25 protein-coding genes are annotated in these 20892 nt (G+C 46.6%); 17 read left to right on the forward strand and 8 right to left on the reverse strand.

Translation table 11 applies throughout. The features are described from left to right. Nucleotides 1–344 precede the first annotated feature (344 nt). From HHO50_RS15035 to HHO50_RS15055, 5 genes are all read left to right on the forward strand, one after another. Nucleotides 345–992 (forward strand): hypothetical protein, encoded by a 648-nt coding sequence (locus HHO50_RS15035; RefSeq protein WP_370457614.1) that lies wholly within the window; start codon nucleotides 345–347, stop codon nucleotides 990–992. A 330-nt stretch (nucleotides 993–1322) separates the two neighbouring features. Further along, entirely contained in the window at nucleotides 1323–1616 is a 294-nt protein-coding gene (locus HHO50_RS15040; RefSeq protein ID WP_181306931.1) for a type II toxin-antitoxin system HigB family toxin, read from the forward strand. A gap of 6 nt (nucleotides 1617–1622) precedes the next feature. After that, entirely contained in the window at nucleotides 1623–1979 is a 357-nt protein-coding gene (locus HHO50_RS15045) for a type II toxin-antitoxin system HigA family antitoxin (RefSeq protein WP_181306933.1), read from the forward strand. A 126-nt stretch (nucleotides 1980–2105) separates the two neighbouring features. After that, the gene (locus tag HHO50_RS15050) at nucleotides 2106–2348 is read left to right on the forward strand and encodes a UPF0175 family protein (protein ID WP_181306935.1); all 243 of its coding nucleotides are present in this window, start codon (nucleotides 2106–2108) and stop codon (nucleotides 2346–2348) included. A 92-nt stretch (nucleotides 2349–2440) separates the two neighbouring features. Further along, nucleotides 2441–2782, forward strand: coding sequence for a DUF3368 domain-containing protein (locus HHO50_RS15055; RefSeq protein ID WP_219921558.1), 342 nt, complete (start codon nucleotides 2441–2443; stop codon nucleotides 2780–2782). A 42-nt stretch (nucleotides 2783–2824) separates the two neighbouring features. Here the strand turns inward: HHO50_RS15055 and HHO50_RS15060 are convergent, their stop codons facing one another. Beyond that, nucleotides 2825–3376, reverse strand: a complete 552-nt coding sequence (locus HHO50_RS15060) for a transposase (protein WP_181306937.1) — start codon at nucleotides 3374–3376, stop codon at nucleotides 2825–2827. Between the two features lie 45 nt (nucleotides 3377–3421). After that, on the reverse strand, nucleotides 3422–3790 hold the full coding sequence (locus HHO50_RS15065) for a transposase (protein ID WP_181306939.1): 369 nt from the start codon (nucleotides 3788–3790) through the stop codon (nucleotides 3422–3424). Nucleotides 3791–4141: 351 nt separating this feature from the next. Between HHO50_RS15065 and HHO50_RS15070 the strand changes: the two genes are divergently transcribed. Genes HHO50_RS15070 through HHO50_RS15080 form a run of 3 tightly spaced genes read left to right on the forward strand, consistent with a single transcriptional unit; the run spans nucleotide 4142 to nucleotide 5412 of the window. After that, complete coding sequence (locus HHO50_RS15070) at nucleotides 4142–4378, forward strand: DUF433 domain-containing protein (RefSeq protein WP_181306941.1); 237 nt, start codon at nucleotides 4142–4144, stop codon at nucleotides 4376–4378. Then, complete coding sequence (locus tag HHO50_RS21570) at nucleotides 4375–4611, forward strand: DUF5615 family PIN-like protein (RefSeq protein WP_181306943.1); 237 nt, start codon at nucleotides 4375–4377, stop codon at nucleotides 4609–4611. The genes HHO50_RS15070 and HHO50_RS21570 overlap by 4 nt, the downstream gene beginning before the upstream one ends. A 24-nt stretch (nucleotides 4612–4635) precedes the next feature. After that, on the forward strand, nucleotides 4636–5412 hold the full coding sequence (locus HHO50_RS15080) for a hypothetical protein (protein WP_181306945.1): 777 nt from the start codon (nucleotides 4636–4638) through the stop codon (nucleotides 5410–5412). 177 nt (nucleotides 5413–5589) lie between these two features. On the opposite strand, the gene HHO50_RS15085 is transcribed toward HHO50_RS15080, so the two are convergent. The 3 genes from HHO50_RS15085 to HHO50_RS15095 all read right to left on the reverse strand — a co-directional run bounded on the left by HHO50_RS15085 (nucleotide 5590) and on the right by HHO50_RS15095 (nucleotide 8414). Beyond that, nucleotides 5590–6651, reverse strand: coding sequence for a family 43 glycosylhydrolase (locus HHO50_RS15085; protein ID WP_181306947.1), 1062 nt, complete (start codon nucleotides 6649–6651; stop codon nucleotides 5590–5592). 230 nt (nucleotides 6652–6881) lie between these two features. Beyond that, nucleotides 6882–8114 (reverse strand): 23S rRNA pseudouridine(2604) synthase RluF, encoded by a 1233-nt coding sequence (rluF, locus tag HHO50_RS15090; RefSeq protein ID WP_181306949.1) that lies wholly within the window; start codon nucleotides 8112–8114, stop codon nucleotides 6882–6884. An 84-nt stretch (nucleotides 8115–8198) separates the two neighbouring features. Continuing rightward, a complete protein-coding gene (locus HHO50_RS15095) occupies nucleotides 8199–8414 on the reverse strand; it encodes a VF530 family DNA-binding protein (protein ID WP_181306951.1) in 216 nt (71 codons plus the stop codon). A gap of 257 nt (nucleotides 8415–8671) precedes the next feature. Between HHO50_RS15095 and HHO50_RS15100 the strand changes: the two genes are divergently transcribed. The 8 genes from HHO50_RS15100 to HHO50_RS15135 all read left to right on the forward strand — a co-directional run bounded on the left by HHO50_RS15100 (nucleotide 8672) and on the right by HHO50_RS15135 (nucleotide 15535). Continuing rightward, a complete protein-coding gene (locus HHO50_RS15100; RefSeq protein ID WP_181306953.1) occupies nucleotides 8672–9043 on the forward strand; it encodes a helix-turn-helix domain-containing protein in 372 nt (123 codons plus the stop codon). Further along, nucleotides 9040–10161, forward strand: coding sequence for a site-specific integrase (locus HHO50_RS15105; RefSeq protein WP_219921559.1), 1122 nt, complete (start codon nucleotides 9040–9042; stop codon nucleotides 10159–10161). The genes HHO50_RS15100 and HHO50_RS15105 overlap by 4 nt, the downstream gene beginning before the upstream one ends. 11 nt (nucleotides 10162–10172) lie before the next feature. Further along, nucleotides 10173–11891, forward strand: a complete 1719-nt coding sequence (locus tag HHO50_RS15110) for a hypothetical protein (protein ID WP_181306955.1) — start codon at nucleotides 10173–10175, stop codon at nucleotides 11889–11891. Nucleotides 11892–11992: 101 nt separating this feature from the next. Next, complete coding sequence (locus HHO50_RS15115; protein WP_181306957.1) at nucleotides 11993–12346, forward strand: helix-turn-helix domain-containing protein; 354 nt, start codon at nucleotides 11993–11995, stop codon at nucleotides 12344–12346. Further along, nucleotides 12343–12549 (forward strand): hypothetical protein, encoded by a 207-nt coding sequence (locus tag HHO50_RS15120; protein ID WP_181306959.1) that lies wholly within the window; start codon nucleotides 12343–12345, stop codon nucleotides 12547–12549. Before HHO50_RS15115 ends, HHO50_RS15120 begins: the two co-directional genes overlap by 4 nt. Continuing rightward, nucleotides 12542–13657, forward strand: a complete 1116-nt coding sequence (locus tag HHO50_RS15125) for an AAA family ATPase (protein WP_181306961.1) — start codon at nucleotides 12542–12544, stop codon at nucleotides 13655–13657. The genes HHO50_RS15120 and HHO50_RS15125 overlap by 8 nt, the downstream gene beginning before the upstream one ends. Before the next feature lie 133 nt (nucleotides 13658–13790). Beyond that, nucleotides 13791–14972, forward strand: coding sequence for a BT4734/BF3469 family protein (locus HHO50_RS15130; RefSeq protein ID WP_181306963.1), 1182 nt, complete (start codon nucleotides 13791–13793; stop codon nucleotides 14970–14972). A gap of 29 nt (nucleotides 14973–15001) precedes the next feature. Further along, nucleotides 15002–15535 (forward strand): hypothetical protein, encoded by a 534-nt coding sequence (locus tag HHO50_RS15135; protein WP_181306965.1) that lies wholly within the window; start codon nucleotides 15002–15004, stop codon nucleotides 15533–15535. 153 nt (nucleotides 15536–15688) lie between these two features. Here HHO50_RS15135 and HHO50_RS15140 read toward each other — a convergent pair whose 3' ends face one another. The 3 genes from HHO50_RS15140 to HHO50_RS15150 all read right to left on the reverse strand — a co-directional run bounded on the left by HHO50_RS15140 (nucleotide 15689) and on the right by HHO50_RS15150 (nucleotide 20502). Beyond that, complete coding sequence (locus HHO50_RS15140; protein ID WP_181306967.1) at nucleotides 15689–19156, reverse strand: hypothetical protein; 3468 nt, start codon at nucleotides 19154–19156, stop codon at nucleotides 15689–15691. A gap of 206 nt (nucleotides 19157–19362) precedes the next feature. Then, complete coding sequence (locus HHO50_RS15145) at nucleotides 19363–19911, reverse strand: hypothetical protein (protein WP_181306969.1); 549 nt, start codon at nucleotides 19909–19911, stop codon at nucleotides 19363–19365. A 30-nt stretch (nucleotides 19912–19941) separates the two neighbouring features. Beyond that, nucleotides 19942–20502 (reverse strand): hypothetical protein, encoded by a 561-nt coding sequence (locus HHO50_RS15150; RefSeq protein ID WP_181306971.1) that lies wholly within the window; start codon nucleotides 20500–20502, stop codon nucleotides 19942–19944. A gap of 216 nt (nucleotides 20503–20718) precedes the next feature. Here HHO50_RS15150 and HHO50_RS15155 point away from each other — a divergent pair, with 216 nt between their 5' ends. Next, complete coding sequence (locus HHO50_RS15155; RefSeq protein ID WP_181306972.1) at nucleotides 20719–20883, forward strand: hypothetical protein; 165 nt, start codon at nucleotides 20719–20721, stop codon at nucleotides 20881–20883. The last annotated feature ends 9 nt before the right edge of the window (nucleotides 20884–20892 follow it).

Genomic DNA, 20892 nt, shown 5'->3' on the forward strand with positions numbered 1-20892 from the left:
CAGGTATGTTGAAGTTAATCTTATACCTGGTGATTTAGAACTATAGCAGTTGGAAAAATTATATCGGGGCAATCTAAAGGTTGTGCGTAATTAAATAAAATAAAAATGACACAAGGTCGCGAGCCTCCATCAAGAAATCACTTCAACAACTCTAGTTCAACCAAAAACAATTTTAAAAATTAAGAAAAGCTAAGCAAAAAATGGAAAATTCTACTTCAACAAAATGGTATAATAAGAAAGGACTTGTAACATTATGAATTTTTATTTTCTTTCCTGTTGGCCTATACGCTCTCTGGAAATCAAATAACATTTCAAAAGGCTGGAAAATCGGAGTTACAGCAATTATTGCATTTTTAGTAATTATCAATTTAGGAAGCGACGACGAGAATAATTTAGAAACATCAGCAGATACACCGACTACTACAGAAGTTCAATTAACTCAAGCACAGAAAGATAGTATTGCCAATGTTGAAAAAGCAGCCCAATTAGAGGCGCGGAAAAACAACACAATTACAGCTGAGCAATTATATTCCGCTTATGAAGATAATGAGGTAAAAGCTGACCAGAACTTCAAAGGACAAACTTTTTACGTGACTGGAAAAGTGACAGACATTAAAAATGACATCATGGACGGCATCTACGTAATTCTGGAAGGAGACGTCCGCCTGGTCGTCCTTGCCCCGGACGATGCCCATGGGGCGCCTGATGCGGTAGGCGTTCTCCGAGACGAACCTGAGCCCCTTCCCGGACAGGAACCTGCCCAGGCCGACGGAGTAGACGCCCGTGTCCTCGAAGCCGAGGATAAGGCCGTGGTCCGGGCCGGGGCTGAGCTTGGCGGCTCATTTGGCCAGTTGGCCGAAGCCAGCCTTTGTGTTTTTGAACTGGGAGTGGCAGTGCCCGTTGTCGGGGAAAAGCGCGGTGGCATCCAGCACCAGCTTGCTGACGTCGATGCCGATGAAAAGGTTTTTTCCCATATCTTTAATTGGCGTTAAAAATAAGGTCGGGCGACTCTCACCTTTAGCAGGCATGCAGGCCTAGTGTTCTATCTGGTCAAGGCCGACCGGAAGAAATGGGGGGAGGACTAACACAATGTAGGGGCATGGAAACCTATGTAAACGTTTAGTTCTCCTCTCCCATTTCAAATATAAAGAAATTGCACTATTAAGGATTGGGCAAATATAAAGGTGTAAACGCCAGTGGCCGACAGCCTCCCCTCCGCCGTCTTTCACACGAGGCCATTAGAGGGTATTTAAAATATAATTTTACTTATAGTTACCATAATGGTAACTTTTTTCTTTATATTTGAGTTATAAAAGAAAGAAGTGAGAGTAATAGCAAAACGGGCACTGCGGGATTTCTGGGAAAAGCATGCTGATAGTGAGAAGCAGCTACAGGCCTGGTATAATGAGGCAGAGCAAGCAACTTGGAAGTCTCCAAACGACATCAAGAAAGATTATCCTTCAGCTAGCATATTGGAGGACAATATAATGGTTTTCAACATCAGGGGAAATAACTATAGGTTAATCGTAAGAATCAACTACAAGTATGGCGTCGTGTGGATTCGGTTCATTGGTACGCACGCCGAATACGATAAAGTTGACGCAACTAAAATTTGAGACGAAATGAATATAAAGCTTATAAAAACAGAGGAAGATTACCAATTAGCGCTTCAACGGCTGGAAGATATATTTGACGCTGAGCCGGACACGAAGGAAGGAGATGAACTGGAGGTTCTTTCTTTTTTGATTGACTCTTATGAGAAGGAGCATTTCCCGATTGAAGCACCAGACCCGATTGAGGCGGTAAAGTTCAGAATGGAGCAGCTTGGGATAAAGCAGAAAGACTTAGCAGAAGTTCTGGGCTTCAAGAGCAGGGTAAGTGAGGTATTAAACAAGAAAAGAAAACTTACGCTAGAAATGATAAGGAACCTTCATAAAAGTCTAAATATTCCGACAAACGTGCTGATTCAGGAATATTAAAGAAAAACACCCTCTAACGGCTGGTATATACAAAACCCTTGCTCCGCTGCGGGCTTTGCATATACTAGCCGTTAGGGGCAAGCAATAAAATCAACAACTATCACATTAGAATCGTAACTTACTAAAATGAAAACTTTAGTAATAAACTTACCTGAAACGGTTGATATGACGGCAAAGGAGGCTGTCATGGTACTTGCTGCCCAACTTTACGAAATGGGCAAACTATCGCTCGGACAAGCCGCAGAGTTTGCTGGATACTCTAAAAGAACGTTCATGGAGTTGCTTGGCAGTTATGGAGTATCCGTGTTTAATTACCCTGTTGACGACTTAGACAACGACATCCTAAATGCAAAGAACAATCATATCTGACACAAGTTGTCTGATAATATTGGACAAAGTAGGTGAAATAGAATTACTCAAAGCACTTTATAGAGAAATAAGTATAACCTCAACTATCGCGCATGAATTCGGGCGGGCATTGCCAGACTGGATTTCAATTAAAGACGCTGCAAACAAGACTTACGAGGATTTGCTCAAAGCCTCAGTCGCCTAACTCAACAGCAAGCGCAATAGCACTTGCTGTTGAGTTAGGCGACTGCCTACTGATATTGGATGACTACAAAGCAAGGAGATTAGCTTCCAGCCTGGAGCTAAAATTTACCGGAACATTCGGCATATTAGTTGAAGCCAAACTTAGCGGTTATTTGCCGTCAGTCAGACCTATCCTCGAAAAAATAAAGGAAACAGACTTTCGCCTTTCTTTGGATTTAGAAAGAAAGATTCTGGAGAAGGCTGGAGAATAAAAAAGCAGCTGCTAACATGAACTCTGTTAAAAGTCAATAAAATCAGGCGGAAAATCTTTTAAAATCTGGTTGGTAGGCAACACCCGAATGAATAATAGCGAAAGCCTGCTTGAGCAACTTTTTGCAAACAGCGATCAAGGCCAGTTTTCGGTTTTTCCCTTTCGCAACCAGCCGCTCATATAACTCCCGGCAGGCCGTGTTCGCCCGCATTGCCGTCAGGCTGCACATGTATAGTTTGCTGCGGATCTGGCTGCCTCCCATCTTGGTTATTCTGACTTTACCCCGGACACTAGGCCCGGAGCTATACTCCCGGGGACACAGGCCCGCTTTGGCAATCAATTGACGGTAAGAAGTAGCCTGCCTGAACCCGCCAAAGGACAGGAGCAGCATACCGGCCGTTTTGCTGCCAATGCCGGGGATAGAGCTTAGCAGCCCCGTCTGCTCCTTGAACTGCTCCCGCAGGTGACCATCCAGCTCCTGCTCCAGCAGGCGGATCTGTTTCTGCAGCACCAGCAGCGTAAGCTTCAAGGTTTCCAGGGTCGCTTTACTGCTGACCGGCTGTTGCCCCAAAGCCTCCGGGGAGTTAAGGGTCATGGTTTTTTGCTTAATGAGCTGCTCAATGGCCTGCCCCGGCTGCCTTCATTCCACCAGCCGCGCATCGTCGGGCCGCCAAAGCCTCAGCTCGTTCTGCTGGCCGTAGCGCATGATCCACTGGGCGTCCTTCCGGTCAGACTTGCCCTTGCCAAGGCGCATCTGGATGAAACGCTTGATGACCAACGGGTTTACCACCGCCACTTTTGCGCCCTGCCCAACCAGGAAATAAGCCAGGCGCATGTAATAGGAACCGGTGGCTTCCATCACATACAGGCTCTCCGGCCCGCCGCCTTTGAGCAGCCTGCGGAAGCCTGCCTTGGCGTTCTCCACCTCCAGGTGCCGGGGTTCACCGGCCACTAGGTGGCAGGCAGCCAAGGTTTCTTTACTCACATCAATACCGACTACTGTTTGCATAGCTTAGGGTTTTTAGTAAGTTTAACAAAAACAGAAAGGGAGAAGACTATTGTGGCTTTATCTATCCTGATGCAAGCTCTCGGGCTTTATGGAACTCTTCAAAGTAACAATAGGAAAGGAAGGGGATTATCATGTTAGACAGGCTCGCAAGGGCCTCATTGTATAATAAATCTTGTTCCTTCCCTTCTTCTCTTTTATACAAGTTAGTTAGTTTTTGCAAACATAGGCTAGTGTAAACAGCATCTCGGCCGACGGCTTCCGCCGCCGTTTACACTAGCCGTTAGGGGAAAACATAATTATCAGAATAAATAGATTTTAACCTATTTTTTATAATTAAAAGTATAAGTGGATATGCAAGAAGAACTCATAAACAGGATAACGATAGATTCAAATATTTGCCACGGTAAACCTATCATCCGTGGATTGCGGTATCCGGTCGACAATATGCTCGAACTTTTGGCATCCGGTATGACAATAGAAGAACTCCTGGAAGATTATCCGGACTTGGAGAAAGAAGATTTTCTGGCTTGCCTCCAGTATGCGGCTAAGCTGACCCAGATAAAAAGTATCTACAGGATAGCTTCATGAAGTTCATTGTAGATGCACAATTGCCCAAAACTCTTTCTGACTTCATTAAATCCAAAGGCATAGACTCCATCCATACACTCGAACTGCCTGACAAGAATAGAATGCAAGACGGGTACATCACCCGATTAGCCACAGAAGGAGAACGTATTGTCATCTCAAAAGATGCAGACTTTCTGGAGTCGTATGTACTAAGAAAAGAGCCTCCTAAGCTTTTGATTATACGAGACTGTTAGGGGCAATCTCAATAATTACCCAGAATGAGAAAAATATTATTGGTTTTAAGTTTATTATCTACCTCATTAGGTTATAGTCAAAATAAAATATGGCTGATTGGAACAGCACACAAAGAAGAAAACTACATAAACCCTGACAGCTTAATTACTGCCTTGAATAAGGTACGGCCTGATATAATACTATTAGAGCTTGAAGATGAGCATTTTACAAAAGACTTTAAGTTCAACACGGCAAAATATTCCTTGGAAGAATTCCTAAATGGCAATGAAAATATTGCTGGTTATAACTACCAGCAACAAAACGGCACCCTACTCCGACCATTTGACATAAATGGAAGGCATGAATTTTACCAGAAAGAAAAGTATCACGAACAAGAGAATAAGATGTTCGGTGAAATGCTTAACATATACAAAGACAATAGATTCTCTGAAAACTGTAAAGCTGACTTTGAGATTTTGCTTTCCGCATTAAGCAGTTACTCAGAGCTTAGTTTCAGTTCTTTGAGGGAGGCAAATTCAGATGTTGCAACTAGATTCCATGCACTAAAGAATAAAATCAACTTTGAACTCATGATTTCAATCATTAAGAGAACCAAGGAGTTGGAGAAGTGGCTAAGTTTTGCTGAACTCAGAAAGAATTATTGGAACAGAAGAAACCAAGTAATGGCCGAAAATATAATCAAGTATGCCAACGAGTTTAAAGGAAAGAAAATCGTGGTTCTAATTGGCAATGACCACAAATACGCTTTAGTTGAAATGCTGAAAAAAGGCGGTTTTGAAGCTAAGAACTATTATGAGTAAAAAAGAGACTGCCACAACATGGTGTTCTATGGTAACTCCAACAAAAATCATTAAGATAAACTGAGCATTCTTTCCAGGCTTGTTCTTGGTTCTGTAAGCATGCATAAGCCGCATGTCTTCCCTCATTACAGGGAGACATGCGGCTTATGATCTTATGTTTGATGACATTTAAACGCACTATCTTTTCTTTGCCTTTTTTGGCTTCTTTAACGCCATTTCATTGTCACTCAACTCCTGCCCGAAATCAGGCATGCCATCCTTAGTCCATCTCAGTACCCGGGCGCGGGTGTGGCGGTTGGGGTCGTACAAGGGTTCGCCTTTGATTTCTTTGTAGTCACGGGCATGGTAAATCATCACATCGGTTTTGCCGTCTTCGGCCACAATAAAGCTGTTGTGCCCCGGCCCGAAACGCTTGAGCGCCTCGTTGGTGAAGAAAACCGGCTCCGGTAATTTGTGCCAGGAGGCGGGATCGAGAAGGTCAGCACCCTCTTCGGCCCAGAGTAAACCCAGGCAGTAGTTGGCATCGGTGGCGCTGGCCGAGAAGGTCACAAACACTTTTCCGTTGCGGATAATCACGGCCGGGGCCTCGTTCACGTTATGCCCTTTCCTCTCCCACGCATATTCAGGTTGGGAGATGACCACCTGTTGGTCAGCCAGGGTGGTGGGGTTGGTCATTGGGGCGATATACAGGCCGGTGTTCACCTCCTTGGCAGAGGCCCGGTCTACCCAGATCATGTAGCGTTGGGCCTTGTGTTCAAAGGTGGTGGCATCCAGCGTGAACTGATTGGGTTTACTCACCATCTCGCCTTCCTCTTTCCATTCGCCCTGGGTGGGGTCTTCTGATGCGTTGGACAAAGCGTATTTGCGTATCGCCCATTTGTCTTCCACTGAACCGGCCGCGAAATAGATGTACCATTTGCCGTCTATCTGGTGCAGTTCGGGAGCCCAGATGTGGTTGCCCATGGGGCCTTTGGCGTGCTTACGCCATACCACCACCGGCTGCGCTTCTTTTATGCCATTGATGGTTTTCGACTTCCGCATCTCAATGCGGTCGTACTCAGGCACCGTGGCAATAAAGTAATAGGTACCGTCTGTGGCTTTCCACACGTGCGGGTCTGCCCTCTGCGTAGCCAAGGGGTTGTTGAACTGGTTCTTCTTCAGCTTCTGCGCGTTAACGGCCAGTCCGCTGATTAGGAGCGTTATCGCAAGAATGAGTTTAAAAAGTCTGGTGGAGTTCATGTTGTTTGTGCTGCTAATCTTTTTTAAATATAAACGTAAAAAAGACATTTATATTAAATTAGAGACTTCTTTTCAAAACTCGGCTACTTCCTTGTCATTTATAAACGTCTAGCTTCTCAACCCTATAAAAAAAAAGATAGCGTTTTAGACCTGAAATTCAATAAGCAGGCTCAAAACGTTATCCCTTATAAATAGCTGTAATTCTATTTAACCAGCAACTAGGCAGTGCTTTACTTGCGTCCTTTCCCCCGGGTACCGGCGGTTCTGGTGGGTTTCTGGTCAGAACCTGGCTTGGGTTTCCTGGCCGAGGCTGCTTTGGGGTTTCTGGCGGGCAGTGAGCCTTTGGGCGACCGGGGCGTTTTCTTGGAGACGTGCTCAGATTTGGTTTTCAGGTTTTTGCCAGCCGCCGGTTTGGGTCTCCGCTCTGCGGGTGCTTTGGAGGTTCTATCGGTATCGGGTGCATCATCAGCGTGGCTGGAGGCCTCTTTCTTCGGTCTTCTGCCGGGCGTGTAGTCTTTGGGAATGCGGCGGGTGGCACCAGCATCTGGGGCGGGTCTGCGGGCCGCTTTGGCGTTGGGGTGCTCGTACTCCGCAGAAGTCCGCTTGGGTTTGCCTACGCTGTGCACTTTCACGCCAAATTCCTCTATTACCTCGTCTGCTTCTTCCGGTACATCTTCCGCATCTGCTTTGCGGGCAGAGCGGGCCGCTTCTTTGCCCCAGCTGGAAGCATCTTCGGTTTTAGAGGATTCAGACACCAGTTGGTTGATGGATTTCATCTCCTCCAGGGTAAGATAGCGCCAGTGGCCGGTAGGCAGGTCGTCTAGTTTCACGGTCATGATGCGCACGCGCTTCAGCTTCTCCACCTTGTAGCCCAGCGCCTCGCACATGCGTCTTACCTGGCGGTTCAGGCCTTGGGTTAAGACAATCCGGAAGACCTTGTGGCCTTGTTGCTGCACAAAGCATTTCTTGGTCACGCCCTCAAACAAGCGTACCCCGTTGCTCATGTTCCGGATGAACTCGTCCGTTACGGGCTTGTCCACCATCACCACGTATTCCTTCTCATGGTTGTTGTCGGCGCGCAGGATCTTGTTCACAATGTCGCCGTCGTTGGTCAGGAAGATGAGCCCTTCAGAGGCATTGTCCAAGCGCCCGATGGGGAAAATACGCTTGGGGTAGCCAATAAAGTCAATGATGTTCTTCTTGTCTTTGGTATCTGTGGTGGTGGTAAGGCCGGTGGGTTTGTTGAAGGCAATGTAAATGGGCCGCTCGTTGGGTTTTTTAGACCGGATGGCTTCGCCGTCCACGGCTACTTTGTCGCCGGGTTTTACGGTAGCGCCTTTTTTGGCGTTGCGGCCGTTAATGGTCACGCGGCCTTCCTCAATGTACTGGTCGGCCTCGCGGCGCGAGCAGAAGCCCGAGTCGCTGATGAATTTGTTGAGCCGAAGTTTATTATCTGTTGACATGTTGTTGCTGATTCTGAATACGATACGTGTGCGGGAAAAGGAGCGCCAGCATTTTGGCGCCTATGTTTCTGAAAAAGAAACAAACTAGGCGAAAGTGTCCAGATACAGGTCTTCTACCTTTTTCCGGGCCCAGGGCGTTTTGCGCAGGAAGGTAAGGCTGGACTTGATGCTGGGGTTGTGCGTGAAGCTGTTGATCCGGATGCGGTCACCCAACGCATCCCACCCGTAGTGGTCTACCAACTGCACCAGAATCGTTTCAAGGGTTTTCCCGTGCAGCGGATTGTTTTTCTGTTCTTCCATATTTCCAGTACGAATATTCCCTAGCAAAGCAAGCATTAACAACCCGATATCAAAACCAGTCTAGAAGCCTCGTTATGAGGCTTTTTTATTGCCCTCTATGTTTTTGTTTATAGGTAATATTCGTTTTCTTTGTGTAAATGTTGTTCCTTTTATGTACATTTCCAAACATAAAGGGAGAATTTTTTCAATAACAGCTATAAAATGGCACACAATGGCATTTGATGGCAGCAAAAGACAGTCTTTGACACAGGGAACGCATGAGTAACATACGGATTGAACGGGCTTGCCAACATTGCGGCGCCTCATTTGAAGCCAAGAGCACAGTTACCAAATACTGCGGCCTCCGTTGTGGCCAGAGAGCCTATAAGCTAAAGGTTAAGCTGGAGAAGATTGAAGCAACCAAGAAAGAGGCTGCCCAGGTTCCAGCCTCCAAGCCATTTGAGGAACTGAAGGCGAAAGAGTATCTGACCATAGAGGAACTAACACAACTTCTTCCCATAAGCAGGCGCACTGTTTACCGGTTGATTGATAGGGGAGAGCTTAGGGTTGGCAAGCTAGGGAGAAGGACACTGATACGCCGCTCCGACATTGACTTGCTTTTCACTACCCCAAAAACACCTGAGGCATGAAGATCACCAAGGTAAAGCTTCGCACCAAAGCCATGCTCAATAATCGGGAGAGCGTTCGCCTGGACTACTACCCACCCATACCAAACCCAGAAACTGGGAAACTAACCCGCTTTGAGTATACCGGCCTTTACTATTTCACGAAGCCCAGGACAGTTCTGGAACGCACTCATAATAAGGAAACCAAGGCCCTAGCAGAAAACCTACGGGCTCAGAGGCAGCTGGAGGTTCAAGCCGGGCAATTAGGTTTCCTAACTGCAAAAGACCTGCATGCAGACTTCATTGCCTTTTTCAGGGACTTAAAGGAGAAGAGAGATGGAACCACTCAAGGTAACTGGACAGGCACCCTTAACTACCTGGTTAAGTTCTTTGGCATGACAAAGCCCATGAAAGAACTGTCTGCAAAGGATTGCGAGGCTTTCAGAGAATTCCTGTTGACTTATAGGGGGCCTAAGGAAGAAGATGCCTCTCTCTCCCAGAATACGGCGGGGTCTTACTACGGGAAGTTTAAATCTGCCCTTAAGCTGGCCTTTAAAGAGGGACACCTACTGAAGGATTTAGATAAGGACACCAAAAACATAAAAGCTGAGGAGACGGAACGGGAGTTCCTGACATTAGAGGAGCTTAAGGTTTTGGCTTCCACCCCCTGCAAAAACACCTTACTCAGGAAGGCAGCGCTGTTCTCAGCACTTACCGGGCTACGCTACTCAGACATTGAGAAACTGACCTGGCCAGAGATCCAGCACAGCCAAGCAGACGGTTACTCCATACGCTTCAGGCAAAAGAAAACGAAAGGTACTGAGACCTTGCCTATCTCAGAAGAGGCGGTTTCCCTGCTTGGTGAACGCAGTTCAGGGAATGTCTTTGAGGGGCTTAGCTATTCCCGTACCCTGCTTAAGAATCTAAAGACGTGGGTTGAGGAGTCTGGCATTCCTAAACACATCACTTTCCACTGTTTCAGGCATACCTACGCCACGCTACAGATTTCTATGGGCACAGACCTCTACACCGTTTCCAAACTGCTAGGGCACCGGGATCTGAAGACTACGCAGGTTTATGCTAAGGTGATGGATAAGGCTAAACAGGAGGCCGCTGGAAAGATTAAGTTGTTAGATATTTAAAGACAGTTACTATGCCAACAATATCGGAAGACTTTGAATACGAATTAAGCTCAATTAACAATGGCTTAGATGAGAGGTATAGAATTGGATATGAATGCAAGAAAATCATAGTTGAAGATGAGTATTTCAGGGATTCCCTTTTCAATGAGTTCTCTCTTCTTGCTCCAAAGCCCAAATTCCATTGGTATGTCAAAAACTTCATAAGTGATGAGGTTTATTCTAATGCAAGAACTAACTCTAATCGATTTAAAGACGACCAAGCAGATAGAGTAATCTATTGGTTATTTGATAGATTTAACAAGAAGCAAATAAACAATGATGTTGAAGATAGATATTGTGGGAGGTCACTAAAGGATACCAGTACGATTAAACTGTTAAATGAAATTCACAATAAAGTTGAGGCTTTTAAAAGATATGTTCTGGTAGAAGGAAATGAAGATTATTCAACTTTTGCTAGGGCAATATGCAGGGTAATAATAGATCTTACTAATCAATTCACCATGCCAGGGCTAAAATTTGCTGTATTGAATACTTTTAAAGAAGAAAAGGAAAATATCCATATAGATATTTTAAACGCCTTAGGAAATCGGAACAGTGATAAAAGTACATTCAAGGCTAGGTATGAAATGTTAAAGACTTATGCTGATGCTATAATTATTGAAGAGATTGGAAAAAGCTCTGAAATAATTAATAAACCAAAAGCTTATAGTGGACAGGATTGGCTTGATTCATATAATGAAAGATACATAAAGTACCTTGGTGTAAGTAGGCCTAGTTTGACATATAAAGATTCCATTAGAGAAGAGTATGTGACAACTGAAGAAGAGGCTGAACAAACCAATGCATACTGGAGTAGCGCCAATGTGAAAGCTGGATATAAAGGAACTAGATTCAAGCTAATAACTTCTAAGTCTCAAGCATGGGAGAGGCTAGTGAACTATGAGGCACAGATGCTACTTGAGTCTTTACAAATGAATTTGTATGATACATTCGGAACCCCTAAGCCAGATGTTTGCAGAGAAAAGCTTACTTCTATAAACGACTTTATAGCTAGTGCGGAAAAGGAAAGCATAGAAGAAGCTTTCAAAGGTCATACAAAAGAATCTATAAAGCATGAATATCTCCGGCTTAAACATAATTATTACCAATTAAATGAGTGCCCAATTGTTAATGGTCCTCTGCCGGCTCAAGTATATGGTAAATACTTCTTGTTCAAAGAATGGCTTGAAACTAAACTAAACCATAAAAGGAATGATGATAGTTTTAACCTTACATCTACTGATCATTCAAAATCAGAGAACACATCGACACCTCCAATTAAGCTGATTACTATCCCTGAAGATAAAATAAATATTATCTATGATGAGGTTAAACATCTTTTTTCTGAGCAACAACATCTGTTGCTGAGTGCATTGAAGGGGGAGAAAATAACAGGAAAGCTAACATTCAATGGCTCACAAAAGCAATGGGTTGAACTGTTTAGAAGAATGCATTACAATGGAGTACTTACTCAGGATAAAAGGCAAACTGAGGATTGGATTAATACTTATTTTCAGTATCAAGACAAGAAAAGTGGTTGCATGAAAAATTTTGGAGGCACAACATACGCCTATCTTACCAGGCCGGCTGGTGATCTAACAGAAAGTAAACGCCTATGCAAAACAGAATGGCTAAAGTATAAGTCTAGTAAAATGTTGAAAGGAGAAAACAACCTTAATAAGATCAATTAATAAACACTATACCATTTGTATCCCAAGATATAAATGGGTCTTGAATGGGGTACTCCTTACTTAGGTCATTTGCATCATTAGTTCACTAAACTATTGATGCAATGGAAGCTTTAGTATTAACCCAATTATCTATACCAGAGATACGGCAACTGTTCAGACAGGAGTTGGTGGCCTACTTCTCTGAGGCAGCAACACAATCAGCAGCCCCGCAAAATGACAGGCTTCTTACAGTAACTCAAGCAGCCGAGTTCCTTAGCCTGGCTACTCCTACCATTTACAGCCTGGTAAGCCGTAATGAGATTGTTTACATGAAGAGGGGCAAGCGCCTGTACTTCTCTGAGCAAGAGCTTACGGCATGGTTAAAGGGAGGAAGAAAGGAAGCAGCTGAAGCAAAGCTACCTGCCACTACTTCAGCCCTAAGAGGTAAGGGCCCTAAAAAAGGAGGTGCGAAATGAGCAAAACATTCCACACCTCCGAAGATAATTCTTTAGATCCGCAAGCTAAAGATAAGAAAATCAATCACTTCCTGCAAACAGTGCCCTTCCTTTCTTTTTCAGATAAAGGACTGGAGAATATCGCCAAACGGTTCGGAATCTCTGTTGAAAGTCTCAAACTAAGGATAGAAGAGTTCGAGCAAGGAGGCGGGGTAAATGTTTGACCCATCCGAAAGAATCACTGTAGACATACCGGAGGACTTTGATTTAAATGAAGCCTTTGGGGATACTCCGCCGCCCTCCTATACTTTTGAAAAGCCAAATCTGCTGGAAACCTTGGAGCCGCATAGGTTCCACTCTTACAATTCAATACCTAGGCCTGATGCTATTATCAGTGTAGACGGGAATATCCTTTCCACGGCCGGGAACATCACCACCATTGCAGGCCAAGCCAAAGCGGGCAAAAGTGGGGTTGTTGCTGCCATATTAGCCGGAGCCTTAGCTATACCTGGAGACACCCCGCCAGACACCCTAGGCATCACTGTAAAGCGAAATGACGAAGGCAAGGCCCTAATTCATATTGATAGTGAGCAGTCACGGTATGACCATCACCGGAGTATGATGCAGGCAATTAAAAGGACACCCCGCAAAACAGAAACTGACTGGTTCTACTCCTTTAATCTCCAGCTGTTTGATGTTAAGGATCGCCGACAAAAGCTTCTCCAACTATGCGAAGTCCTTTCCGAAAAGCATGGCGGTATCTATATGATCATTTTAGATGGTGGTGCTGATTTCGTGAATGATACGAATGAACTGAAGGAGAGTAACGATGTAGTGCAGGAGTTTACGGCCTTAGCGGTCAACTATAACTGCCCTCTTATAAACGTGCTGCACTTCAACCCGGGCATAAGCGAAAAGGGGAGGGGGCATTTCGGAAGCCAGTTGGAACGCAAAAGCGAAAGTGTTATTGCGATTACCAAAGACCAAGATAGCGGAATCAGTACGATTGAAGGCAAAAGGCTGCGCAACAGCGGCAACCTTCCACCTATCCAATTTGAATATGACACTGACTTAGGATACCATGTATTCATAGGGATCAAAAAGAAGGTCAGCAAAGAGGAAACCAAAGAAGCGGGCCTCTCTGATTTGGTTTTTCAGCTCTTTCCGATCGGTACTGAAACATACACAACTGCAGAACTACAGGCGCAAATAATGGAAGTTGAAACGGTTAAAGAAAGAACCGCCCTTACCAGAATTAAGAATCTTAAAGATTGCGGTTTGATTGAGAGAGACCCGGCCTTGAACAAATACACCTATACTAATAAGCCTTAGTGCAAAGGTGCAAAATAGGTGCAATTGCACTACTGCACTACTAGGCGCATACATGGTGCAAAGGTGCAACCCCTATATATATAGGGTTGCACTGTTGCACTACCTGTAACATCAATACTTAAAAAGCCTATTTATGGAAAGCATCTTAAATGTTACCGTTTCCGGTTATTCCACTTTCGCAGCAGAACCAAAGGACGTGAATCTTTTATCCTACTTGAAGTCCACCAAATACAGGGCTGCAGTAGATGAGATCCGGAAAGAGGAAGAACCTGCCAAAAGGAAGGCGCTGAAGGAGTACCTACCAGGGATCACACCTTCCGGACGTTTTACCGAAAGGAAGGAAGCTGGTCTTATTGAACATAGCGGCCTTATCCAGTTTGACATTGACTTCAAGGAAAACAAACACATCACCAACTTTGCCCAGCTTAAAGAGCAGATATGCAAAATCTCCTCAGTGGCCTATTGCGGGTTGTCTGTGAGTGGTGCCGGGTTTTGGGGCTTGGTTCCGATAGCGGACAGGAGTAAGCACAAGCAGCACTTCAAAGCCCTTCAGCAAGCCTTCCTAAATTTCGGCATAATCCTAGACGCTGCCCCCTCCAATCCTGCCAGCTTCAGGTATTACAGCTATGATGAGGAACCCTACTTCAACCACAGCGCCCAACCCTTAAAAGCTTTCTACACCCCGCCGGCTTACGTGCCTACTGCATACCGCCAAAGTGTAGATGATAATGAACGAAAAGTACAGGCCTGTATAAGTGAGATTGAGCGCACATGCACTGACATAACTAAAAATTGCAGTCAGACCGAGTGGGCGGCAATTGGTTATAGCCTAGCCGCTGTATTTGAAGAAACCGGCCGGGATTACTTTCACCGGGTTAGCCAATACCATCCTACCTATTCTCCAAAAGAGACTGACTCTGTTTATAGGTCCTGCCTTGGTGGGAAAAAAGGGGATATTGGTACCTTTTTTAAACGGTGCCTTGACTCAGGGATCAAGTACATGGATAGCACCTTGTTTTCGGAAAAGCAGAAGGAGCCAACCCAAAAACCTTACAAGTCTTACACTCATGTTGTATCCGCTCCAGCTGAGTTACCCCGCGTTTCAGAAGTGACCTTAATACCTGAAGAAGAGCAGGAACAAGTAGAGTTCTACAATCAGACATTTTCTGAGCTATGCGATGCACTAGGCTATGACAAAGCCATAGAGAAGGTGAACTACTACTTATTCCTTTCCGGCAAACATTCAGAGTGCAGCACCTTTATTATTCATACTTGCACCCTCTTATCAACTTTCAAACAATCTAAGGCAGCATAATTCAACCACTAACCATAAAACCCAAAACCATGCAAATCACAACAGAGAACACCGCAAAAACCAACACCCTGCCTAATCCAGCGGACACCCTGAAGGAAGTACTAGGAGCCGTAGCCTTTATGATGGAGAACGGGCAGATAGCACGTAACGCGGCGCCCCTGGTAAACATCCTGAATGCAACAGATAAGTATCACAGCGATGATATGGCCACGCTACGGCAAACCATTGTGGGGCACTTTGACCTTGTGGACGGGCAGCCCCTCCGCTGTGAGCAGTTTGAGCCTTATGAGCTTTGGGATAGCCCAGAAGATAAGCTAAGAGATGCCATTGCAAACCTGAAGGTGAAAGAATTTGAGCCTCCTTTCGGTGATGATTACCAGAGATTGTTCGGCTCTCCCACCAATGAAGAACCGGGGGAAATCTATGATGAGGTGTACCTATCGGTAAAGCAGAAAGAGTTCTTGGAAGGCGTTCTCAAGTACTGGTATAATGGCAAAGGGGAAACCATAACGGATGAAGAGCACCTAACCCTCAAAGATGTTACTGAGCAACTGTTCATGTAAGCCGTGCCAGAAAAACAGCATCATTGATAGATGCAAGAAATGAAACGCAAAAGGCCCCTCTACTGCAGTGAGTGAGGGGCCTTTTCCTTATAAGACTTTTTATGTTAAGTAGAAACCTTTTCTTATAAAGGTGCAATCCTTGATAAATAAGGATTACCCTCCATTGGCCCTGATGGCATCAATACTAGAACGCACCCCATTATCAATACTGGTAAGGATAGGTGGTAATGCCTGCAACGCTCTATTGGTCAGGTCAATCTTCTCATGGGTTAGGCGCGTGTTGTATTCAATCCGCTCCAGCTGCCTCAGCTTCTGCATCCCCATATCCATGTAGTCAACATTATTTTTAGCAAGCAAATCCTTGATGTTCACCAAAGACATCTGAACGGCCAGAGTACGCCCGTTCAGTAAGTCCGCCTGTTCGGTGGTGATGCTTTTGATTTGGCCACGTAAGGCATCCTGTTTTGAGTCCTCCGGCTGATAGTCCACTCCGGCAATCTCCTGCATCTGCTTATACCCTTCATGAGCATCTTTCAGCAGCTTTTCACGCAAGTTCTTCAGGTCGGCTATTTCGTCTTTAGTTAAACCATCTGCTGCTGCTTTGTCAAAGGCTATGTAAAACTCCTGTAATTGTTCCTCTAGCCACTTTCTCTCGAATGCCTTAGAAATAGAGCGCTTTATGATTGCCTCAAAGTTTTCACCGAACTCTTTCGCCGCAGGGTCAAGGCCCTGCTCAAACAAGGCGGTAATTTCAGAAAGCAAAGAATCAAAGGAAGTTCCTGTGGTTTCAAACCGGATGCTGTTCAGGGTATCGCGGTACTGTTCTGCCGCATCCAATAAAGCATTGATTTGGGCAGCGGCCTCCGAGTTCCCGTCCGTGATGTTCTGGGCTAAAATATCCCGTAAGCGGGCTATGGCCAATGCGTTATTGTTGATGTCCTGTAGGGAGGCTATCAACTCATTCAAAGTAGGCACGCCGTTCTGGCCTTCATCCCTTTGGCGTATCCGTCTAAACAGGAGCTCAATGGCAGGTATCTGCTTTTTGTACTCAGTTGTGATGGAAGCCAGACCCCGCCGGTACTCCGTCAACCTCCGTGCCCCGTACAGGTCTTTGATAACCGCCAACTGAGCCTCCATGAGTTTTGTGCCGCTTTCTATTTGCCTGATTCTTATTTCCTCGGCATTTTGGCGCTGATCCTCTGCTAAGGCTTGTTTCCGCTCGTATTCAGCGGTTTTATCGAACAGGGAGGCAATCCCTTTGATGGTGTTCATAGCGGCAACGACAATACCAATCGCAGAACCAATACCCGAGGCATAACCCCCGATGACTCCCATTAGTGATTCGGCGCCGCTATTGCCCGCAGCCTTTTCTTTTTTAAGCTCGGCTAAAGATTCAGTGATGCTGTTGATGGTGCTTTTCAAGGTGCCCACGCCTCCGATAACGTCCCCAACCGTATTTAGTAATGAACCGAAGTTTTTGTCGATCATTGACACCGAACCAGCGAGACCCTTAAACTGGCCAGCCATGGTAGTAATCGCCTTCGGTACCTTCTCTTCAATGGTCCTGGAGGCTTGGTTTAGGAGTTTACGGATTTCCTCAATTTTTTCATTGTCTTTAAGACCTGCTTTTATCAACTTCTCCAGCTTCGCCTGGGCGAGGGCTACCACCTTTTTGGCGTTGTCAACTGTAAGGTTATCAACACCCTTGAGTAGATCCTCGAAAATGTTGAGTTTCTCTATATTGGCCCTGTCTAGGGAATTTAAATCGTCTTGGTAGATGCGTTTCCTTTCCTCAAGTGCGGCTAGGTCTCCATTAAGTAATAAAGCCGCTTCGTCCTTCTGAAATTGCTCAGTAAGGCCTGTTCTCTGCTGCTGATAGGTTCGTAATCCGGTCAGGAGGTGTTGGTATCTATCCTTTTCCCGTTGCTCCTCTTCTTTGGCGTTTTTAGTAAGGAAGTCTTTCCGGCTGCTTTCCCCTGTGGTCAAGTCTTCCGGTTTAATCGCGGATAGCTTGGCCAGTTCAGCGGCCGCATCCTTGGCGGTCTGCTTGGCTTTCTCAAGCTCTGCCCCGTAGCGTTTGTCAGCGTACTCTGACGACACTTCCTCCCTTGCCTGTTCATAGTCAGAAACCAGCTTCTTACTCTCTTCCAGCGCTATTTTTAATTTCTCGGTGCCATGCTTATACTCCAGGTCGGCAATGACCTTTACTTTCAAATCATCCAAAGGGGCAATATTGATTCCGCTGCCGGGGTTCTTCGTGTTGAACCTCACCACCTCCGCCCGGATCTTCATGAACTTATCAATAACCGCCTGAATCTCTGCCTCTTCCGGAGCCATGGACTTGCGGTTGTATTCGGCGGTGATGGCGGTGATCTGCCGCAAAAGGGTAAGCCTGGCGTTGGCGGCCACATTCCCTTTCTTGGTTTTCTCCGTTACCTCATCGGTCAGGTCTGCCCCGTTCTTTATTTCCCTGGTGATGAACTTGGTGAGCCCCAGGTTGTCTTTCTCGATTTTACGGATGCCGTCTAACTTCTTCTCCCTTTCGCCTATCACCTCAACGATGGCCTGCTGGTTGGCGGAGATGGCAGAGTCTACATCCTGCCGGGTGCCTTCCCGGGCAGAGGTATTGGCCGTTTTTCTTCTCGTCTCATCCAACTGGGCAAGTTTCTCCTGGAGCTTCAGCTCCTTCTCATCCAGTTCTACTATCTCGCTTATGATCTTCTGCCGGTTACGCTCATTCTCGGTAAGACCCTCTTCCGCTGCCCGTGCCCTTGCGGTGGCCAGGATGGAATCGGTCAGGCGCTGGTAGGCATCGCTTGCCTTGCCGGTCAGGAACTCCTCATCCTTGATGTTGCCCAGGTACCGCGGATAATCTTTCTGCAGTTGGTCAACGGCGGCCTTGCGCTTCTCCAGGGAGATGGTGGTGTCTTGGGTTATCCGGTAGAGCGTGCGTAAGGTGGTGAGCTCCGCCTGCGCGTTCTGGTTACCTGTCAGCGCAACATTGGCCAGGTGTCTCCTTGCCTCAGCCGCCTCGTCCGTCTTCTTCTTGAGGAGGTCCAGACCTGAGAGGTAGTTCATCAGCGGCTCTATGGCAAAGGCCAGCAAACCAGCGATACCCAGCCCCGGTAGGATATTGGCTACGGTCTTCAACCCGCTCCACATACCCCCTAAAAGTCCGGTGTTCCGTTTCACCGCGTCCCCAACCTCGTTAAAGCCAGTTTTCCCGATGTTACGGGTTCTGTTGATCTGTAATTCCGTGCGCTGAAGGGCGGCGTTGTACTTGGCGATAAGTTCAGGGTTGCCGGTGGTGGCCGCGCCGTTGGCGTAGATTTTCTGCAGGGCAATCAGCTTCTCCAACTGTCCCATGGGCTTCTGAATAGCATTCCCGAGGTCATCATATCCGCGGGAACCTGCCCTCGCCATCTTGGCTATCTGCTCCTCCAGCACCTGGGCCTGTTTGTTGTATTCCACCAGGCGCCACGGGTCTTTCTCCCGCTGGGCCGAAGCCCTCACGGATTCCAGCTTAATCTTAAGTTGGTCTATGCTTTTGTCAAATTGCTTGGTGTCCAGACGGGCCACCCAGTCCAGGGACATGTCATCTCCGCTTACGCTTGCAGGCATGGCTTATAGGTTTAAAAGTTGTTGGAATTCCTCCAGGGAAGTAGGGCGTATGATGTTATCCGGACCACTACCCTCTTTCTTTATATCTTCATTGTCATCTTGGCTACTTTCCGGAATGATGTTCATGAACATGACCAGGTTAATCCAGGTCATCTCCCAAAGCACATATTTTGGAGTCCACCGGTAGTACCTCGATGCACCGCCGATTAATGACCACGGGCTATTCTCTCCCCGGTTCCGTTTTCTGGGTTCACCTTTGGAAGTGCGTTTTGGCTCTTCGTCAAGACTATACAGGTAGAAAAATCCGATAGGTGCACCTGGTAGCACACGGCGCTCAGCACGCGCAGCACCATCGGCATGTCAAACTCCCTACGGATAAGCCGGCGCAGCTCTTCCTCAGGCTCCTGCTCAGTGTCAGTCAGGGCCAGGGCGATGATTTCCACCAGTGTGAGCAGGTGGTCGTGCACCAGGGGCAGTATGGCGCCGGTCTTGTCCAGTTCGTGGCCCTGAGGGATTCCGGAAAGCACATCATCGGGTATCTTCATGGCCTCGGCCGAGATTCTGAGCACGGTCCCTACTTTAAGGGAGCCTACCAGGTACACTTTCTCCTCCTGGTGCCTGCCCAGCAGCCGGTCAATCTTCTGGCGCAGGTTCTTGGGCGGCGTGGCGAAGGAGACCTTGATGGCCGGCCGGTGGGTCAGCGCGTCAATGGCATCCTCCGTAATCTCGGTGCGGGTTCTTACATTCTTAATCATTTATTTGGGGTTTATGGGTGGGTAATCGTTTTATCTTTTCCTGAAGGCTGCCAGTGCCTCCCTCAGTTCTCTCTCAGCGATAAAGGAAGAGCCGGTCAGCACATCGTAGCCTTTCGACTCCACAGCCGCGGCGTACTCCATGCCTGCCACCACTACCAGCACCAAGCCGGTAGGGTACTTGGCAGCGGCCCTTCTGGCCACGGCAATACCTTTGGCGGTACCCTCTCCTGTCTCTGGGAAGTGTTCTCTGATTGTTTTTCCGTTGTTCTGGATTAGGAAACCCACGGAGGAAGTGAGCGCACCGGTCCGGTCTTTATAGCGCGGTGTTGCCTGTGTAATATTCCCGCTCCTGTTAGGCTTTATCTTCAAGGGGGACAGCGGAACCGCTCCAATGGTAAGGCCTGACGCCCGCGCCCTGGTCTTCATGGCCTCCCGGTATGATGGGTCTGCGTGAACCTTTTCGCGCACGTTGGTCACGAACCGATCCCCCACAAAGTGCAGGGTCTGAATCATGGTATCATACATGGCCTTCAGCTTCCGGTCAATCACCCGGTTGATGTCGCTGCGGCTAAACTGCGCTTCAAATCCCATACTCACAGGCTTATTGGTTCGGGTTCTGCGGGGTTGGCAGCAGGGCCCAAAAGGATTCCCCACTGCCTCACCACTCACAAGAAGTCCCTATTAAAGATACCGAAAATCGTTGGAAATACCATGGGTTTTAGCTATATTTATATCATATAATAGCCTGTATAATAGCTTATTATATACATTTACTAAAGAAAATAGTATAAGTAGATAAGCCTAGCCATGACACCGGAACAGCAGCAGGAAATAAACAAGATTGTTGATGCGCTTATGGGTACAACGCCTCCTAACCAGGCACCCACGGAAACGGAAAGAAAACTCACCCCTGAAGAGGCGGAGGAGCAGGCCCGGGTTGACGAAATCATGAAACACTTCCCCATCATCTAACCACCCTTA

It is taken from the genome of Rufibacter sp. XAAS-G3-1 (genome assembly GCF_013623775.1).
Taxonomy (GTDB): Bacteria; Bacteroidota; Bacteroidia; order Cytophagales; family Hymenobacteraceae; genus Nibribacter.